12 protein-coding genes and 2 pseudogenes are annotated in these 18,038 nt (G+C 69.1%); 6 read left to right on the top strand and 8 right to left on the bottom strand.

Features of this window, described 5'->3' with window-relative positions; genetic code table 11:
- The first annotated feature begins 13 nt into the window (after window positions 1–13).
- The 6 genes and pseudogenes from J2126_RS01330 to J2126_RS01310 all read left to right on the top strand — a co-directional run bounded on the left by J2126_RS01330 (window position 14) and on the right by J2126_RS01310 (window position 6,417).
- Window positions 14–367 (top strand): hypothetical protein, encoded by a 354-nt coding sequence (locus tag J2126_RS01330; protein WP_232847539.1) that lies wholly within the window; start codon window positions 14–16, stop codon window positions 365–367.
- A 138-nt stretch (window positions 368–505) separates the two neighbouring features.
- Complete coding sequence (locus J2126_RS01325; protein ID WP_149577258.1) at window positions 506–2,404, top strand: DUF3141 domain-containing protein; 1,899 nt, start codon at window positions 506–508, stop codon at window positions 2,402–2,404.
- A 2-nt stretch (window positions 2,405–2,406) separates the two neighbouring features.
- Window positions 2,407–3,006, top strand: coding sequence for a Spy/CpxP family protein refolding chaperone (locus tag J2126_RS01320; RefSeq protein ID WP_149577257.1), 600 nt, complete (start codon window positions 2,407–2,409; stop codon window positions 3,004–3,006).
- Window positions 3,007–3,073: 67 nt separating this feature from the next.
- Entirely contained in the window at window positions 3,074–3,367 is a 294-nt protein-coding gene (locus J2126_RS01315; protein ID WP_188079545.1) for a DUF2933 domain-containing protein, read from the top strand.
- Window positions 3,364–3,876, top strand: a pseudogene (locus tag J2126_RS25175) (methyltransferase family protein); the annotation flags it as partial. The gene J2126_RS01315 and the pseudogene J2126_RS25175, both read left to right, overlap by 4 nt.
- Window positions 3,877–4,029: 153 nt before the next feature.
- Window positions 4,030–6,417, top strand: coding sequence for a heavy metal translocating P-type ATPase (locus tag J2126_RS01310; protein ID WP_232847551.1), 2,388 nt, complete (start codon window positions 4,030–4,032; stop codon window positions 6,415–6,417).
- A gap of 276 nt (window positions 6,418–6,693) precedes the next feature.
- Here J2126_RS01310 and J2126_RS01305 read toward each other — a convergent pair.
- The 8 genes and pseudogenes from J2126_RS01305 to J2126_RS01270 all read right to left on the bottom strand — a co-directional run bounded on the left by J2126_RS01305 (window position 6,694) and on the right by J2126_RS01270 (window position 18,027).
- Window positions 6,694–7,821: pseudogene (locus tag J2126_RS01305) on the bottom strand (MFS transporter).
- Window positions 7,822–7,919: 98 nt separating this feature from the next.
- The gene (locus J2126_RS01300) at window positions 7,920–9,440 is read right to left on the bottom strand and encodes a multicopper oxidase family protein (RefSeq protein ID WP_149577255.1); all 1,521 of its coding nucleotides are present in this window, start codon (window positions 9,438–9,440) and stop codon (window positions 7,920–7,922) included.
- A 62-nt stretch (window positions 9,441–9,502) separates the two neighbouring features.
- Window positions 9,503–9,877 (bottom strand): hypothetical protein, encoded by a 375-nt coding sequence (locus J2126_RS01295; protein ID WP_149577254.1) that lies wholly within the window; start codon window positions 9,875–9,877, stop codon window positions 9,503–9,505.
- A 12-nt stretch (window positions 9,878–9,889) separates the two neighbouring features.
- Window positions 9,890–13,021 (bottom strand): efflux RND transporter permease subunit, encoded by a 3,132-nt coding sequence (locus tag J2126_RS01290; RefSeq protein WP_209483290.1) that lies wholly within the window; start codon window positions 13,019–13,021, stop codon window positions 9,890–9,892.
- A gap of 9 nt (window positions 13,022–13,030) precedes the next feature.
- A complete protein-coding gene (locus J2126_RS01285; protein ID WP_238513388.1) occupies window positions 13,031–14,656 on the bottom strand; it encodes an efflux RND transporter periplasmic adaptor subunit in 1,626 nt (541 codons plus the stop codon).
- A gap of 93 nt (window positions 14,657–14,749) precedes the next feature.
- Entirely contained in the window at window positions 14,750–16,084 is a 1,335-nt protein-coding gene (locus J2126_RS25705) for an ATP-binding protein (RefSeq protein ID WP_209483288.1), read from the bottom strand.
- Window positions 16,081–16,794 carry a response regulator gene (locus J2126_RS01275; protein WP_149578547.1) on the bottom strand — a complete coding sequence of 238 codons (714 nt, stop codon included), beginning with the start codon at window positions 16,792–16,794 and terminating at the stop codon, window positions 16,081–16,083. Before J2126_RS01275 ends, J2126_RS25705 begins: the two co-directional genes overlap by 4 nt.
- Before the next feature lie 63 nt (window positions 16,795–16,857).
- A complete protein-coding gene (locus J2126_RS01270; RefSeq protein WP_149578543.1) occupies window positions 16,858–18,027 on the bottom strand; it encodes a nickel/cobalt efflux transporter in 1,170 nt (389 codons plus the stop codon).
- Window positions 18,028–18,038: the final 11 nt, after the last annotated feature.

Here is an 18,038-nt window from a genome sequence, read left to right as displayed (position 1 = left end):
GGCAGCGGGGTGGGTGAAGGTGCTGCCAGCGATCCTGGTGGCAATGGCCATGCTGTTCGGACCCATCGCGAGCGCCTATTCCGCGCCGTGCCATGACGAGGATTCGGCATACGCAGCTGCGGCGGATCATCCGTACCAGATCGCCTCGCTTGATCCCGCAGATCATCATCCGGACGAGCCGACCCAACCCGCTGAACACGGAAAGTGCTGCAGCGTCTCCTGCAGTGTCTATGTGCCCGTGGCCGACGGCGCGAGCCTGCACGTTCTGGATCTGACCTTTGTTCGAGAGCCCTTTGATCTCGCCAACCAGGCCGCGGACGGCTTGGCGGTCTTGCCCGGCCTCGATCCCCCGCGTTTCCAGAGCTGATACCGGTCTCAACGCATTTCAGGCGTGAGGCGGACGCGCGAAGCAGCGCCCGTTGAGGGCGCCGGCGCGTCGACGTGCCGCAAGATGCCCCCGAAATCAGCGTCGGCCTCGTGCCGATGGCGAAACGAGGACCTTTCCATGTATGGTCGCGACACGCTTGCCGAGCCTATGGCCGGCACGGCTGCGCTTGGACAATCCGGACCGACTGGCACCGGAACCCCGCGGCAAACCCGAAATGCCCAAGGGAGCGCCTTCTCCAGCGATCCCGGAACGTTCGCTCGCGATTTCTTGTCCTATGGCAGGGACGTGGCCGAGCGCTGGATCCTGTTCTGGGACACGCTGCGCCAGCGGGCCGACAACATGCTGGCGCACGAGCGCGCCGGTAAGCCGGCTCTGCTCGACTTCGACTATGAGGTCCTGCTCGATGCCCGCCGGCTCGAGCGTCCGGCAAACTATGCCCTCCTGCGCGTGACCCGCGTGGGGGACGAGTGCCTGGAAGATTGTCTGGACGCGGCCAAGCCGCCCGTGGTGATCCTCGACCCGCGCGCCGGCCACGGCCCCGGCATCGGTGGCTTCAAGCAGGACTCCGAGGTCGGCATCGCCCTGCACCAGGGGCACCCCGTCTATTTCGTCACCTTCTATCCAGAGCCCGCCGCGGGGCAGACGCTCGCCGACGTGCTTCACGTGCTGCGGCGGTTCGTCGAGGAGGTGTCATGGCGACATTCCGGCGCCGCGCCTGTGCTCTATGGGAACTGCCAGGCCGGCTGGGCGGTGACGCTGCTCGCCGCGAACTGCGCGGGGCTGGCCGGACCGGCCGTGCTGAACGGGACCCCTCTGTCCTACTGGGCCGGCGAGACCGGCATCAACCCCATGCGCATCGCCGCCGGCTTCGAGGGCGGGGCGTGGTTGACACACCTTCTCGCCGACCTCGGGGACGGACGCTTCGACGGCGCCTTTCTGGTGCAGAACTTCGAGGGGCTGAAGCCCGAGGCGGTATGGGAGAAGTACGCGAACCTCTATGCCCACATGGATACTGAGCGGGAGCGGTTCCTCGCCTTCGAGCGCTGGTGGGGCGGCTATTACTTCCTGAGCCGCGAGGAGATCCTCGCCATCGTGGAGAACTTCTTCGTCGGCAACAGGCTGGAGCAGGGCCGCGTCCGGATCTGCGAAGGGTGCCATGCGGATCTCAGGCGCATCCGCAACCCGCTCGTGATCTTCGCATCCTATGGCGACAACATCACGCCGCCCCATCAGGCGCTCGGCTGGTTACCGATCGTGTACCAGGATACGGAAGATCTCAAGGCGGCGGGCCAGCGCATCGTCTATCTCATCAACCGCCATGTGGGTCACCTCGGCATCTTCGTTTCCGCAAAGGTTGCGCGGCTGGAGCATCGGGCCATCCTCGAGAGCCTGCCGCGGATCGAGACGCTCCCGCCCGGCCTCTACGAGATGAAGATCGACAATCCGTCCGGCGATCCCGATTGCCGTGAGGGCGCCTATCAGGTCCGCTTCGAGGCGCGCGAGGTGTCCGACATCCGCTTCGCCCGGCAGGACCCTGCCTTCGAGCGCGTGCGCGACCTGTCGGAGCGCAACGAAGCCTTCTACCGCACGTTCGTCAGCCCCTGGGTACGGGCGCTGACGACGCCCTGGTCGGCGGCGATGCTTGAGACGCTGCACCCAATGCGCACCAGCCGCTACCTGTTGTCGGAAGGCTTTATGCCCTGGATGCGCGATGTCCGATGGCTCGCGGAGCAGGTCGCCGCCGACCGGCATCCGGCCGCAGCGGACAACCCCTTCAAGGTCGAGGAGGAGCACGTCGTCTCGCGCGTCGCCGAGGGGATCGAGCAGGGCCGGCGCCTGCGGGACGCCCTGTGGGAGCGCCTCTTCGACAGTCTCTATGACGGCGTGGGCAGTGCCCACCCAGCCGGTGCGGACCCACAGCACAGGAGTGAGGGCACAGGGCCACAGGATACACGGAGCGGTTTGGATTTCCAGGCGGCCGGCATCAGCCGGACCGCAGCGATAGGAGAGAACTGACTATGACGACGTTTCGCAATCTGATGCTCGCCGGCGCGCTGCTGCTCTCGACGCCGGGCTTCGCCGAGGACGCGCACCATCCGCCGGAGGCCCAGCCTGCTGCGCCCCAGGCTGCCGCGCCGGCACCGCAGCCATCTCAGGCCACGCCGACGCCAGGTGGCCCTCAAGGCATGATGGGGCCGGGCATGATGGGGATGATGGGCCAGGGTGGCATGGGCATGATGGGCGGCGGAAACGCAGGGGCCGGCATGGGGATGAGCCAGATGATGGACCCCGACCGCATCGCAGGGCGCATCGCCTTCCTGAAGGCCGAACTGAAGATCACTGAGGCGCAGCAGCCCCTGTGGAGCGCATTCACGGAAGCGCTCAAGGCCAATCGCGCCATGATGGGTGACATGCAGGAGATGATGATGGCCGCGCAGGGCGGCTCGGCGCCGACCCTGCCGCAGCGGATCGACGGTCACGAGCGCATGCTCGTCGCCCGCCTCGAAGCGGTGCGCCGCCTCAAGGCCGCGCTCGGGCCGCTCTACGCGTCGTTCGACGAAGCGCAGAAGCGCACGGCGGACCAGCTCATGATGCCGGGTGGAATGGGCCCCATGTGAGCGTCGAACCTCGCTGGCGGGTCGGCGATCGCAGCCGGCCTGCTTCGCTCAGGTGGAGGAGGACCAAATGTCCTTGCATGACGACACCGGCCATATGCCGCGGCCCGGCAATGACACCGGCACGCGCGCCCCGCACCGAAGCTTCTGGCGCTCGCCCGGCGGCATCGTCGCCATCGGCTTTCTTCTCGCGGTGGCCTTTCTTTTGTTCTCGGAGCACCGCGTCCATGCGCTGGGGTATCTGCCCTTCCTCCTGCTGCTCGCCTGCCCGCTGATGCACATGTTCATGCATCACGGCCACGGCCATCATGCGGGACACCAGCCAGGCGAACGGCCGCCGGGTCCCGATGGGGGCAACCGATGACCGAGACCTCCGCTTATGGCCTGTGGGGCCTCGTGATCATCAACTCGGCGGTCTTCATCCTGTTTGCGGCAAGCTTCACCCGGCTGCAGACACCGCGGGACTGGCGCACGCTCGGGGCGTTCTCGGCCTTCATCCTTGCCCTGTTCACCGAGATGTACGGCTTTCCGCTGACCATCTATCTCCTGTCGGGATGGCTCGGCCGGCAGTTTCCCGGTGTCGATTTCTGGTCCCACGACGCCGGCCATCTGCTGGAGACCCTGTTCGGATGGCGCGTGAACCCCCATTTCGGGCCGTTCCACATCTTCAGCAATATTCTGATCTTCGGCGGCTTCTGGCTGCTCGTCGCGAGCTGGAACGTGCTTTATGCGGCCCAGCGCGATCACCGCCTCGCGACCGAAGGTCCCTATTCCCGCGTGCGGCATCCCCAGTACGCCGCTTTCGTCGTCATCATGTTCGGCTTCCTGCTGCAATGGCCGACGCTGGTCACGCTCGCCATGTTCCCCATTCTCGTCTCGGTCTATGTGCGGCTCGCACGGCAGGAAGAAGCCGCAGCCCGCACTGAGTTCGGGCCGACGTGGGATGATTATGCCAGCCGCGTCCCCGCCTTTTTCCCCGTATCGGAATTTCATCCGCGACAGCCCCTCGCTCCGGAGACCGCCCTCATGACTGAGCACGACACGCACGCCGGCCACCATCACCACCACGACCATGCAGTTCACCCGCCCGAAGGCGCCGGGATCGCGCCCACGGAAATGGTCAAGGATCCCGTCTGCGGCATGGAGGTGAACCCGGCCACCGCCGGGTTCCGGTCGGACTACGGCGGCAAGAGCTATTTCTTCTGCTCGGCAAAATGCCACGACAAATTCGACGCAAACCCTTCTGCCTATACCGCCGGTGCGGCGGAAACGCCGCCCGCAGCGAAGGGTCAGCCTCAAGGCGTGATCTACACCTGCCCCATGCACCCGCAGATCCGTCAGCTGGGACCGGGCAACTGCCCCATCTGCGGCATGACGCTGGAGCCCGAGGTGGCGACAGGCAAAACCGGTCCCAGCGCCGAGCTCGTGGACATGACGCGCCGCTTCTGGATCGGCCTTGCGCTGGCGCTGCCGGTGCTGGCCCTGGAGATGGGCGGGCACCTCACCAATCTCCACATGCTGCTCGGCGCGCAAGCGTCCAACTGGACCCAGCTCGTGTTGGCAACACCGGTGGTGCTGTGGGCGGGATGGCCGTTCTTCACCCGCGCCTGGCAGTCGCTGGTCACCCGCCGCCTCAACATGTTCACGCTGATCGCCATGGGCACGGGCGTGGCGTGGGCCTACAGCGTGGTGGCGACCTTCGCGCCGCAGATCTTCCCCGCGACCTTCCGCGCCGCCGACGGATCGGTTGCCATCTATTTCGAGGCCGCTGCCGTCATCACAGTGCTGGTCCTGCTCGGCCAGGTGCTGGAGCTGCGCGCCCGCGAGCAGACCGGCGGCGCCATCCGCGCCTTGCTCGACCTCGCCCCCAAGAGCGCCCGGCGCGTGCGTGACGACGGCAGCGACGAGGACGTGGCGCTGGAGGCGGTCGTGGTGGGCGACCGCCTGCGCGTGCGGCCAGGCGAGAAGGTGCCGGTGGATGGCAAGCTGGTCGAGGGCCGCTCCTCGGTGGACGAATCCATGATCACCGGCGAATCCATGCCAGTCACCAAGGACGTCGGCGCGAAGGTCATCGGCGGCACGCTCAACCAGAGCGGCGGCTTCGTCATGCGCGCCGGCAAGGTGGGGCGGGACACCATGCTGGCGCAGATCGTCCACATGGTGGCCGAGGCGCAACGCTCGCGCGCGCCGATCCAGCGCCTCGCCGACGAGGTATCCGGCTGGTTCGTGCCGGTGGTGATCGCCATCGCGGTCCTTGCCTTTGCGGCGTGGGGCATCTTTGGGCCGGAGCCGCGCTTCGCCCACGGGCTGATCGCCGCCGTGGCGGTGCTCATCATCGCCTGCCCCTGTGCGCTCGGGCTGGCGACGCCCATGTCCATCATGGTGGGCGTCGGTCGCGGCGCATCCATGGGCGTGCTCATCAAGAATGCCGAGGCGCTGGAGCGGTTCGAGAAGGTGGACACGCTGGTGGTGGACAAGACCGGCACCCTGACGGAAGGCAAGCCGAAGGTGGTCGCGCTGAAGACGGCCGGCGCCTTGGAAGAGGACGCGCTCCTGCGGCTTGCGGCGACGCTCGAGCGGGCGAGCGAGCACCCGCTCGCGGCGGCCATCGTCGCCGCGGCGGAGGAGCGCGCCCTGCCTCTCGGCGAGGCCCAGGATTTCGACAGCCCGGTGGGCAAGGGCGTGACTGGCACGGTGGACGGCCAAAAGCTCGTCATCGGCAGCCACCGCATCATGGGCGAGGAAGGCGTGGACCTCTCCCCCCTGTCGGCCGAGGCCGAGGCGCTACGCGCCGATGGTGCCACCGTGATCTTCGTTGCAATGGACGGGCGCATCGGCGGCCTCATCGCCATCGCCGACCCGGTCAAGGCGACCACCCCCGTGGCCTTGGCGGCGCTCCGGGCCGCCGGGGTCCGCGTCGTCATGCTCACCGGCGACAATCGGACGACCGCCGAGGCGGTGGCCCGGCGCCTGGGCATCGACGAGGTGGAAGCAGAGGTGCTGCCGGAGAACAAGGCGCAGGTGGTGACGCGGCTGCGCCAGGAAGGGCGGATCGTCGCCATGGCCGGCGACGGCGTGAACGATGCGCCCGCCCTCGCCGCGGCGGACGTCGGCGTCGCCATGGGTACCGGGACGGACGTCGCCATCGAGAGCGCCGGCGTGACGCTGCTGAAGGGCGATCTCCAGGGCATCGCCCGCGCCCGGCAGCTGAGCCACGCCACCATGAGCAACATCCGCCAGAACCTGTTCTTCGCTTTCATCTACAATGCGGCCGGCATACCGGTGGCGGCGGGCGTGCTCTATCCCCTGTTCGGGCTTCTGCTGTCGCCCATCATCGCCGCCGCGGCCATGGCGCTGTCATCGGTCAGCGTCATCGCCAATGCCCTGCGCCTGCGGCGCACGCCGCTTGGCTAAGGCGTCCTCGTTCTTGGACTGCAGAGACGGATCCGGCTCCAGGGAGGGAACCATGCTGAATTTCGACGGAATGATGGGCTCCGGCATGTGGGGGATGTGGCTGTTCGGCCTCCTGATCCTGGTCCTGGTCGTCCTCGGGATCGCGGCGCTCCTCAAGTATCTCGGCCGATGAGAGTGCGTCCCGGGGACGAAAGGGGTGGGCAGGCCAAGCCTGTCCACCGCCCCCTGTCGGACAGGACCAGCGCGCCTCCCGCGACGATGGTCGGCGGGACCGCCTCAGGACTTCCGGCTGGGATCGAAGGTGATCACGAGCGCGGATGCGAGGAGGGCGAAGACGGCGCCGACGATGAACGTCGCCCGGGCGCCACTGATGTCCCACAGCAGCCCGGCGGCAAGGCTCGCCGCCAGCGTCGCGAGGCCAGTGGCGAGGTTGAACAGGCCGAAGGCTGATCCGCGCAGCGCCGCCGGGGCGTTCTGGGCCACGAGCTTGGCGAGAAGGCCCTGGGTGAGCGCCATGAGCGCGCCCCACAAGCCGATGCCGAGGAACGCCCCCCACAGGCCCGGGACGAAGGCGAGGGAGAGGTCGGCCGCCACCAGCACGGCAAGGCCGCTGAGCAAAAGCCGCTCCGGCGGCGCCTGATCCGACCAGGCGCCGGCGGGTTAGGCGCCGAGGGAATAGACGACATTCATCGCGACGAGCACGAACGGAGCGAGCGCCAGCGGCAGTCCCTCGTCGTAGGCATTCAGGACGAGGAAGGCCTCGCTGAAGCGCGCGAGCGTGAAGACGACACCGATGGCCACGACGACAAGGAAGGGACGTTCGAGGCGCCTGAGATCCGCGATCCGCACCGGTGGAGGCCGGCCTGTTCCAACCGTGCCCACGGACCTGTCCTCGACGCCGAGGACGACGCAGAGCACGGCAAGAGCGCCGGGAACGAGGGCGACCCAGAAGACGGCCCGCATGTCGTCGGCGAACAGCGCCATCAGCGCGACGGCAAGCAGCGGCCCGACGAAGGCGCCCACCGTGTCGAGGGCCTGGCGCAGGCCATAGGCGCGTCCGCGGATCTCGGGCGGGGTGACGTCGGCCGCAAGCGCATCGCAGGGCGCGCCCCGGATGCCCTTGCCGACGCGGTCGGCGAAGCGCGCGGCGAACACCATCGCCGGAGCGCCGGCCAGGGCAAAGAACGGCTTGGATGCGGCGCCGAACCCGTAGCCGAGCAGGATCAGCGGCTTGCGCCGACCGAAGTGGTCCGACAAATAGCCCGAGAAGACCTTCGCGATCTGCGCGCTGGATTCCCCCACGCCCTCGATCATGCCCATCATGGCGACGCTCGCACCGAGGGTGCCGGCGAGGAAGAGCGGCAGCAGCGCGTGGATCATCTCGGACGAGATTTCCATGAACATGCTGACGAAGCCGAGGGCCCAGACGGTCCTCGGGATGGCGGGGCGCGGACCTGCAGCCTCCCGCCAGGCTTCCTGCTGCTTCCTGTCCACCTCGATCGTCAAGCCACCTTCACCACCGCCATCATCCCGGTGGCCATGTGATAGAGGTGGTGGCAGTGCAGGAACCACTCGCCCCTCTGCCCGGCATCGAAGGCGATGGTCACGGGCGTGTGCGGCGGCACCATCACCGTGTCGCGCAGGGCGCCTGCAAAGCGGCGCCCGCCGATGCCCACCACCTGGAAATGGTGGCCGTGCAGGTGCATGGGATGGCTCATGCCGGTGGGGTTCAGGAAGGTCATCTCCACCCGCTCGCCCTGCTGCACGCTGAAGGGCACGTCCTCCCCGTGGATGCGGCCGTTGATGGTCCAGCGATAGCCCGGCTCCTCGCCCAGCATGATGGGGAAGACCTTGTCCGCCCGCCGCGCCGGGAGAGGATTTAAGGCGGAAAGCCGCCCCTCGAAGGCGAGGTCGAGAAGCCCCTGCGGTCTGTCGGCCGTCTCCCCGAGGCGGGCGATGGCAGCACCGGCCGTCGCCAGCACGAAGCCGGTGCGACGGGGCGAGGCCTCCACCTGCGCCAGCACCGGAAAGGCACCGCCCCCTGCCGGGATCTCCACGAGGAGGTCGATGCGCTGTCCCTGGGCGAGCGGAAAGGCATCCGCCACCAGCGGGGCGCAAGGCGTGCCATCGACCGCGATGCAGGTCGCCTTCAGGCCCGGCACGGTTATGAAGAAGGCGGTGGCGGTGCCGCCATTGATGATGCGGAGCCGCACCCGACCGCCCTTCTCCACCTGCACCACCTCGGGATCGGCGAGGGTGCGGCGGTTGGCAAGGAAGGCGTCGTAGGCAACATCGTTGGCGTGCACCATCATGCCGCCGCCTTGCATACCTCCCCCCTGCATCGCGGCGCCCATTCCAGCGCCCGGCCCGGCACCCATTCCCCCCATGCCGTGGCCGGAGTGGTCCATTCCCGGCATCGCCATTCCCGGCATGCCTTGCATCTGCTGGCCCATGCCGTGACCACCGTGGCCGCCGTGTGCGTTCGCTCCGCCGAGTTCGGCCAGGATCTCCTCCGGGCTGCGGAAGGAGAAGTCGTGCAGCATCACCACCACGTCCTGGACATCGCCCGCGTCCGCCTCCCGGGTGACGAGGGGCGCGGCGAGCAATTGCTGCTCGCTCAAGGTGTGGGAGTGCATCCAGTGGGTGCCCGGGGTAAGGCGGAAATCCACCTGATCGATGCCCCCGGGGGCAAGTTCGCCGCCATTGGGACGGGCGAGGTCCTGGTCCGGCGGGGCGAAGATCTGGCCGTGCCAGTGCATCACCGCAGGGCTCTGCGAGGCGTTGAGCACCGCGCCGGTGAGCCGGTCTCCCTCCTTGGCGAAGAGGCCCTCGCCGGAAGGGCCCTTAACGGCGAACACCTTCGCCGCCTTGCCGTTCACGTCGAGGGTGAGGCTTTCCACCGTGAGAAGCGGAGCCGCAAGGGCGCGCTGCCAGCCGCTGGAGAAGGCGAGGGCGCCGAGCGCCGCGCCACCGGTCAGGACGGCGCGGCGGGAGAGGGCGGATTGGAACACGGGTCGGGTCATGATCGGCCTCTTTGGCTCGTCGCCGGGCAGACGAGGCGAAGCGAAGGGGTTTCGGGCGGTCTTCAATATTTGGCCTGAGCGGAGGCGCCGTCGGGCGCGGAGATCTGGACCACGCCCTTCACGCCCTTTGGGATGGCAACCGCCGCCGTCCCGGCGAGCCGGTTGCCGCCGGCGGGCGAGAGGGGAAAGCGCTGGGCCTTGCCGTCCACCACGAGGATGGCGTTGGCCTTGAAGCCCTCGGCCGCCACCGGCTTGTCGGCGCCGTCGCTCAGATAAAGCGCGACATTGGGCGTGCCGTCGGCCACCAGCTCCGCGTGGTAATGGCCGGCATCCACCCGCACCCCGCCGTTCGCCCCCGCGCCGGGCTCGTGGGCCAGGACGGGCAAGGCGACCAGCGGGAGACTGAGGACGGCCGGCAAAAGGCGGCGAAAGATCATGACAGGCTCCGGTCAGAAGGCGTCCGCGCGGGCGGCGGCGGTGGAGGGGGCGGTCTCCCACGCCGCTGCCACCAGCCGCTCCAGCGGGCGTCGGCCATGGCGCAGGACGAGGACGGGGGTGAGAACGGCGTCGAGCAGCGTGGCACTGACCAGGCCGCCGAAAATGGTGATGGCGACGGGGTGGAGGATCTCCTTGCCCGGAACCTCGGCCCCGCTCATGAGCGGCAGCAAAGCGATGCCGGCGGACGCGGCGGTCATCAGCACCGGCGTCAGCCGCTCCAGGCTGCCGCGCATCACCAGAGCGGGGCCGAACGCCATGCCCTCGGCGATGGCGAGATTGATGATGTGACTGATCTTCAGGATGCCGTTGCGCGCGGCGATGCCGGTGAGCGTCACGAAGCCGATCATGCTCGCCACCGACAGGGGCTGCCCGGCGATCCACAGCGCCACCACCGCGCCGATGAGCGCCAGCGGCACGCTCCCCATGATGATGGCGGCGAACAGCGCCGAGCGGTAGCGGCTGTAGAGGAGCGCGAAAACGAGTAGCGCCGACACTGCGGACAGGCCGCCGATGGTGCGCATGGATTGCTCCTGCGCGGCGAAGGTGCCCTCAAGGCTCGCGGAGATGCCGGCCGGCAGTGCGGTCGCCGCGATCACTTCACGCATGTCGGCCACCACCACCGCCACGTCGCGCCCGCCGGAGGTGTTGGCCAGCACGACGATGCGCCGGCGCCCGCCCTCGCGCAGGATCTGGTTCGGCCCGTCCGTCTCCGTCACCTCGGCGACCTGCGAGAGCGGCACCCAGCCAGAGGGCGTCTCGATCAGCAGGCCCGAAAGTCCCTCCGTGGTGCGCGCCGCATCGGGCAGGCGGACCACCACGTCGAAGCGCCGCGCGCCGTCCACGAGGCGGGAGACCACGCGGCCGTTGGAAAGCCGCTCCAGCGCGTCCGTCACCTGCGCGGGCTGGAGGCCGTAGAGGGCGGCGCGGCCATAATCCACGCGCACCGTCACTTCCGGCACGCGCACCTGCCGCTCCACCTGCAGGTCCGCAAGGCCGGGAATGCCGGCGAGGCGCCCCCGCAGGTCTTCCGCCGTAGTTCGCAGGGTATCGAGGTCGTCGCCGAACAGCTTCAGGGCGATCTCGGCCCGCACGCCGGAGAGCATGTGGTCCAGCCGGTGGGAGATGGGCTGGCCCAGGTTGAAGGCGGCCGGCAGCACCGCGAGGCGGTCGCGGATGTCGGCGGTGATCTCGGCGCGGCTGCGGGCGGAGGGTCCTAGATCCACCTCGATCTCGGAGGCATGGACGCCCTCGGCGTGTTCGTCGAGCTCGGCCCGGCCGGTGCGCCGACCCACCGCCTTCACCTCCGGCACGTCCAGGATGAGCTTTTCGGCGACAAGGCCCATGCGATGGCTCTCGGCGAGGGAAAGGCCCGGCCGGAAGGACATGGAGATGGTGAGCGAGCCCTCGTTGAACGGCGGCAGGAAGGCGCGCGGCAGGCCCACGGCGGCCGCCACCGCCGCGAGGAAGAGAAGCGCGGCTGCGCACATCACGAGGCGCTGGTGGCGGAAGGCGGCGGCGAGCAGGCCGGCGTATCCGCGCTTCAGACCCCGCACCAGCACGCTCTCCCGCTCCACATGGCGGCTGAGTGCGGGGAGCAGGTAAAAGGCGAGCACCGGCGTGAGCGTGACGGAGGTGACAAGGCTCGCGAGGATCGAGACGATATAGGCCTGCCCCAGCGGCGCGAACAGTCGCCCCTCGATGCCCGGCAGCGCGAACAAGGGCACGAACACCAGCACGATGATGAGCGTGGCGTAGACGATGCCGGAGCGCACCTCCCGGCTCGCCGCCACCACCACGTCGAATACCGGCCGCGGCGCCGCGGCGGCGGCATTCTCGCGCAGGCGGCGGAAGATGTTCTCCACGTCCACCACCGCGTCATCCACCAGCTCGCCGATGGCGATGGCGAGGCCGCCCAGCGTCATGGTGTTGATGGAGAGGCCGAAGGCGTGGAACACGATGGCCGTGGCGAGGATCGACACGGGTATAGCGGTGAGCGAGATGAAGGTGGTGCGCCAGTTGACGAGGAAAAGGAACAGCACCACGGCCACCACCGCCATGGCCTCCATCAGCACCTTTTCCACGTTGCCGATGGAGGCGGCGATGAAGTCGGCCTGCCGGAACACCGGCGGCGAAATGCGGATGCCGTTGGGCAGCGTGCGGTTCAGGTCGTTGACCGCGTCCTCCACCGCGCGGGTGAGGGCGATCGTGTCCACCTCCGGCTGCTTCTCCACCGAGACGATCACCGCCGGCCGGCCCATGTAGCCGGCATCGCCCCGCTTCATGCGGGCCGCGTAATCCACCTGCGCCACCTGGTGCAGGAAGACGGTGCCGCCGGCGGGGCGGGGCAGCACCAGCCCCTTCAGGTCGTCGAGGCTGAGGGTGCGGCCGATGTTGCGGATCAGGAACTCGCGCCCGCCATGGTCAGCAAAGCCACCGCCCGAATTGGTGCCGAACTGCGCCACCGCCTTTTCCAGCGCATCGAGGGAGATGCCATGGGCGCGCATGGCCGCAGGGTCCGGCGAAACGCGGAACTGCCGCACTTCCCCGCCCATGGGGATGACCTGCGCGATGCCGGGAATGGCGAGCAGGCGCGGGCGGATGATGAAGTCCGCCGCCTCGCGCACCGCCATGGGGGACGCAGTGTCGCTCGTCACCGCGAACATCAGGATCTGCCCCATGATGGAGCTGATGGGCCCCATCTGCGGGGCAACGTTCGCCGGCAGCCGGTCCCGCACCAAAGCGATGCGCTCGGCGATCTGCTGGCGGTCGCGGAAGATGTCGGTGCCGAAATCGAACTCCACATAGAGGACGGAGAGCCCCACCCCCGAGACCGAACGCAGGCGGATGAGGCCCGGCAGGCCGTTCATCGCCGTCTCCAACGGGAAGGTGACAAGCTGTTCCACCTCGGCCGGGGCAAGGCCCTCCGCCTCGGTCATGATGGTGACGGTGGGCCGGTTGAGGTCGGGCAGCACATCCACCGGCAGGCGGGTGACCGCAAAGGCGCCGGTGACCACCAGCACGAGGGACAGCGCCAGCACCAGCAGGCGGTTTTTGAGGGACTGGGTGACGAGGAAGCTGAACATCGGCCGGCCTCAGCGGATCTGGTCGATGAGTTCGGCGCCCTCGGTAACCACGCGGCGATCGGGCGGCAGGCCGGCCACCACCAGCACGCGGCCGGCATCGAGGGGCTCCGTCTTTACCTCGCGCGCAACGAAGCGCTCGGCTGCGACATGTTCATAGACGATGGCCTGACCGTTCGCCCCGCGCACCACCGCCGTGCGGGGGATGGCGATGCCCATGCGCGGGGCGCCGGCCTCCGCGAGGACCGTGAGAAACTGGCCTGGACGCAGCCCCTCGGCACCCGCGGTGACGGAAAACTGCAGCGGAACGGCCTGGCTGCGGTCGGACATCCCCGCGCCCAGAAAGGTGAGCGCGACGGAGCGGCCATCGGGCAATCGCCCGGAAGCCCCGGAGCGGCCCATGTCCGGCGAGAAACCCAGCGCCTCCACCCACAGCCGATCCGGATCGATGATGCGGAACACCACAGTGTTCGGGTCCGCCATCTGTCCCGCCACCGCGTCCGAGGTGGCGATGATGCCGGCAACGGGCGCGCGCAGCGCCTCCGGCTCGCGCTGCACCCGCTCCAGCGTGGCGCGGCGAGTCTGTAGACCCTTCAGCTCAATCTCCGTCTCCTCCACCTCGCGGCGGGTGACCGCGTTCTGGATAGCCGACAGGCGCTCATAGCGGCGCTTCACGATGGCGATCTGCTGGTCCAGCTCAAAGCCCTGCTGCTCCAGGTCCTTGAGGTCCGAGGCGCCGATGGGCGGGTGCACGAACGCGAGGATGTCGCCCGCCGCGACCTTGGTGCCGAGCGGCTTGAAGCCGCCCTGCGGCGGTGCCAGCCGCCCACCCACCGCCGTCTGCACGAGCCCGCTGGCATTGGCATCCGGCACCACCCGCCCCGGCAGTTCCACCGCGCGGGCATGGCTGGCGGAAGCCGTGACGATGGTGCGCACGCCGAGGATGCGCTGGCTGGGCTTCGGCACGATCACCGAGCCGTCGGGCAGGCGCTGGGCCGCATCGCGTGCGGAAGGCTTCGGCGTATCCGCGGCCTGCGCATCCGGCGGGAGCGCGGCGGAGGCAAGCCCCAGACCGGCAGCGAGAACGAGTGCCGCCGTGCGCCGCCGCAGCGACATCAAGAGCACGGCCGCGAGAAAGCCGATAACGACGCCGGCACCCAAGCCCAATTGCGATCCGCCCAGCAGCGCCAGCGCCGCCGGCGCAGTGGCTCTGGGGTCGGCCGTCACCGAAGCCGCAGGCACCGTGAGAGTGGTTGCGAGCACGTCCACCGTGCCGCCGGCCGTGACCGTGAAAGCGAGGTCGTGCGTGCCCGGCTTCGCGGCGAACGGAGCGGCAACCACATAGGTGCCGGGCTCCTCGGGCTTTGCGGTCTGCGCGCCTTCGGGCGTGTCCATTTCGATGGTCGCGCGGTCCACCGGCGCGTTGTCGGTGAAGCGGTCGAGGTGGATGGCGAGGATGCCGTCGCGCAGCACTGCCACCAGCTCGAAATCGGCGGAGGCGGCCTCGGCACGGGGGGCGAGAGACGTTACCTGAGGCGCGGCAGGCGCGCCGTGGTCGTGGCCTTCGTGCGCCATCGCGCCCGTCGCCAGCACCAGGCCGGCGAGAAGGGCCCACGACCCAAGGCCAACTCTCCGCATGAAATGACGCACCATCCTTCAACCCGTCCGATCCTCAATCCGGTACGGGAGCCAGATAGCGCACGGGCTGTCACGCCGCGTATCGCTTCTGTATCAGTTTGTTTCAGTCTGGAGCTTGGGCAGGCGCACTGTCGCGACGAGGCCGCCGCCGGCGCCGTTGGCGAGGGTCAGCGTGCCGCCATGGGCCTCGGCCACCGCACGGGCGATGGGAAGGCCGAGCCCCACCCCGCCGGTGGACCGGCTGCGCGAGGTGTCGAGCCGGACGAAGGGTTCGAGCACGGCGGCGAACTGGTCCTGCGGAATGCCTGGGCCTTCGTCCTTCACCGTCAGCACCGCCTCGGCGCCCTCCTCCGCGAGCACGACATGCGCGGCGCCGCCATAGAGAAGCGCGTTCTCCAGCAGGTTCGACACCATCCGCTTCAGGCTGACGAGGCGGCCTGCCACCACCAGGCGCGGCGGGGCTGCAAGATCGGCGGCAAGGCCCCGGTCGCGGGCATTGTCCACCAGCGTCTCCACCAGCGCCACGAGGTCGAGCGGGCGTACCGGCTCCTCGCTGGCCTCGCCGCGCAGGTAGGACAGGGTGGCGTCCACCATCTGCTCCATCTCCGCCACGTCCGCCGCCATGGCCTCGCGCAGGGCGGGGTCGCCCACGTCCTCCATGCGGAAGCGCAGGCGTGTCATGGGCGTGCGCAGATCGTGGGAGACGGCGGCGAGGGCCTGGGTGCGCCGCTCCATCAGCTCCGCGATGCGAGCCTGCATGCCGTTGAAGGCGTGGGCCAGCTCCCGCACCTCCGTCGGGCCGGTCTCCGGGAGCCGCACCAGAGGGGCGTCCGGAGGCAGGGCCGCGACGGTCCGCGCCATGGCCCTGAGCGGCCGCGTCAGCCAGGCGGCGATGGCGAGCGACAGCAGCAGCACGCCCGTCGCCATGAGGGTCGTGGAGAGCACCGATCCGTGCGTCCCGGCCGCCTGCGGCATGGAGGCGAACAGGCGGGCGTTCAGCCAGCTGCCGTCCGGAAGGCGCACGGCGACCAGGCTGAGGTGCGGATCGGTGCCCGCGCCCACCAGCACATCCTGCGGTCCGAGGTCAGGCGCCAGCGTGCGCACGTCGTCGGCGAGGCGCTGCCATCCCTCCGCGGCATGGGGGCCGGGTGCGGCCATGGCTTCCCGGCTCCAGTGCGCGTCGATGGCGCCGCCGGACAAGTCATGGGCCACATCCTCGCGGCTTTCCGGCGGCGCTGCTGCCAGCGACCGGCGCAGCGCGACGATCTGGTCGGCGAGGCGGATGGCATGGGCCGCATGGCGCTCGCGCTCCATGGCGTGCTCGTAGGTCCACAGGCTCAGCACATGCACGACGACGATGCCCAGCACCGCCACCACGGCGGTGCGGACGGCGAGGCTGTCCGATGCGCGGATCAGGGCGCGGATCACGAGCGTTCCACCTCCGGGACGAAGAAATAGCCGGCGCCGCGCACGGTCTTCACCATCTCCGGTCCGCCATGGGACTCAAGCTTCTTGCGCAGCCGGCTGACCTGGATGTCGATGGCGCGGTCGAAGCCTGTGGCGGTGCGGTTCTTGGCAGCGTCCATCAGCTGGTCGCGCGTCAGCACCCTTTGGGGATGTTCGAGGAAGGTCAGGAGCAGGTCATATTCGCCAGTCGACAGATCCACCACCACGGCTTCGGGATTGGTCAGCTCGCGCCGGCGGGTGTCGAGGGTCCAGCCGGAAAAGGCGAGCAGGGTGCCCCCGGAAGCCGTGGCGTCGCCCGAAGGCCGCATGCGCCGCAGCACCGCATGGATGCGCGCGAGCAGCTCGCGCGGATTGAAGGGCTTCGACAGATAGTCGTCCGCACCGAGCTCCAGCCCCACGATCCGGTCCACGTCGCTGCCGCGCGCGGTGAGCATGATGATGGGCACGTCCGACGTGCGGCGGATGTCCCGGCATAGGTCGAGCCCGCTCGTGCCGGGCAGCATGATGTCGAGGATGATGAGATCCACCGCCCCCGCCTTCATTGCCTCGCGCATCTCGCGCGCATCCTGTGCCGCGGTGACCTTGTGCCCGTGCTCGCGCAGGAACTTGCCGGCGAGGCGTCGGATCTCGGCATCATCATCGACGATCAGGATATGGCATTCGGGAGACACGGGGTGACGCACTCCTGCGAGGCCGTCCTGCGGGCGCGACGGCTGCTCTGCGGACAAGCCCTTTTATCCCAGCCGGCGTGCTTCGCCATACGAAGTTGGCGCAGGCAAGAAATCGCCTTGCACCGCGCCCGCGCTGATGCCGGCCGACGGAGCGTGCTCCCGTGAAAGACCATGCCAGCCGAGCCAGCCGGTGTAGAGGCCGACCATCAGGATCAGCGCGGCCGAGGCATAGGGCGCGCGCCGGGCGAAGGCGCTGAAGCCCGACCAACGTTGCGAGACGTGCCGGACGCTGAGGGCCGCGAGCACGCCGGCCGACACCAGCGTGAGCGCCAGGCCGATGCTGAAGCACAGGACCAGCACGAAGCCGAGGCTGAAGACCTTCAGCTGCATGCAGATCAGCAGCACGGTGATCGCCGCCGGGCACGGGATCAACCCGCCCGTCAGTCCGAAGACGATGATCTGCCAGGTGGTCACCGGGCGGCCGGCAAAGCGATTGCGGATATCGGCGGCGTGGGCGCGGGCGTGGGCGTCGTCCTCGTCGCCGAGATTCATGTGGGCATGGTCATGCTCCTCGAACACGAGGGCATGGACCTCCTCCCCGCCGTCGGCGAGGCGCATGCGAAGCTCCACTGAAAAGGCATGGGGCTCGGGAATATCGTGCGTGCTCTCGAGGAATTCACCCCGGTGCACGAACGGGAAGACCTGACGGCCGCCGCCGGGCCGCAGGGTTTCGAGAAAGACGCGCTCGGCGTCAGGAAGCATGCGCCCGCCGGGGCTGGAGATGCGCCACCGCGGCGGCACGCCATCCTCGAAGATGTCGAGCGCCAGTTCCCCTTCTGCGGTCGAGAGGAGACGGGTCTTGTCCTCATGGTGGTGATGCGCGTCGCTCTGCTCGCGCCACGTCCGCCAGGCCATCCAGGCGGCGATGGTGATGATCGCCACGGCTGAAGCGAGCTGAAAATAGGGTTCGCTGGCCTCGCCACCCCATTGCTGCCCGAAATACAGCCCCCCGAGGGCAATGAGCCAGACCACCGCCGTGTGCGAGGCCGTTGCGGCGAGGCCCAGCAGGACGGCCTGGGTGAGCGTGCCGCGGATGGCGATGATGAAGGCGGCCATCATCGTCTTGGAATGGCCCGGCTCAAGCCCGTGCAGGGCACCGAGCAGGATGGCCGAGGGGATGAACAGCCAGGCGTGCGCGGCCCCCTGCTGGAGCAGGTCTGTAAACGCAGTCATCTTGCTCTCAG

This window comes from Xanthobacter flavus (assembly GCF_017875275.1).
GTDB lineage: Bacteria > Pseudomonadota > Alphaproteobacteria > Rhizobiales > Xanthobacteraceae > Xanthobacter > Xanthobacter flavus_A.
The sequence above is the reverse complement of the archived record's forward strand: the minus strand, read 5'-3'. Positions and strand labels throughout refer to the sequence as shown.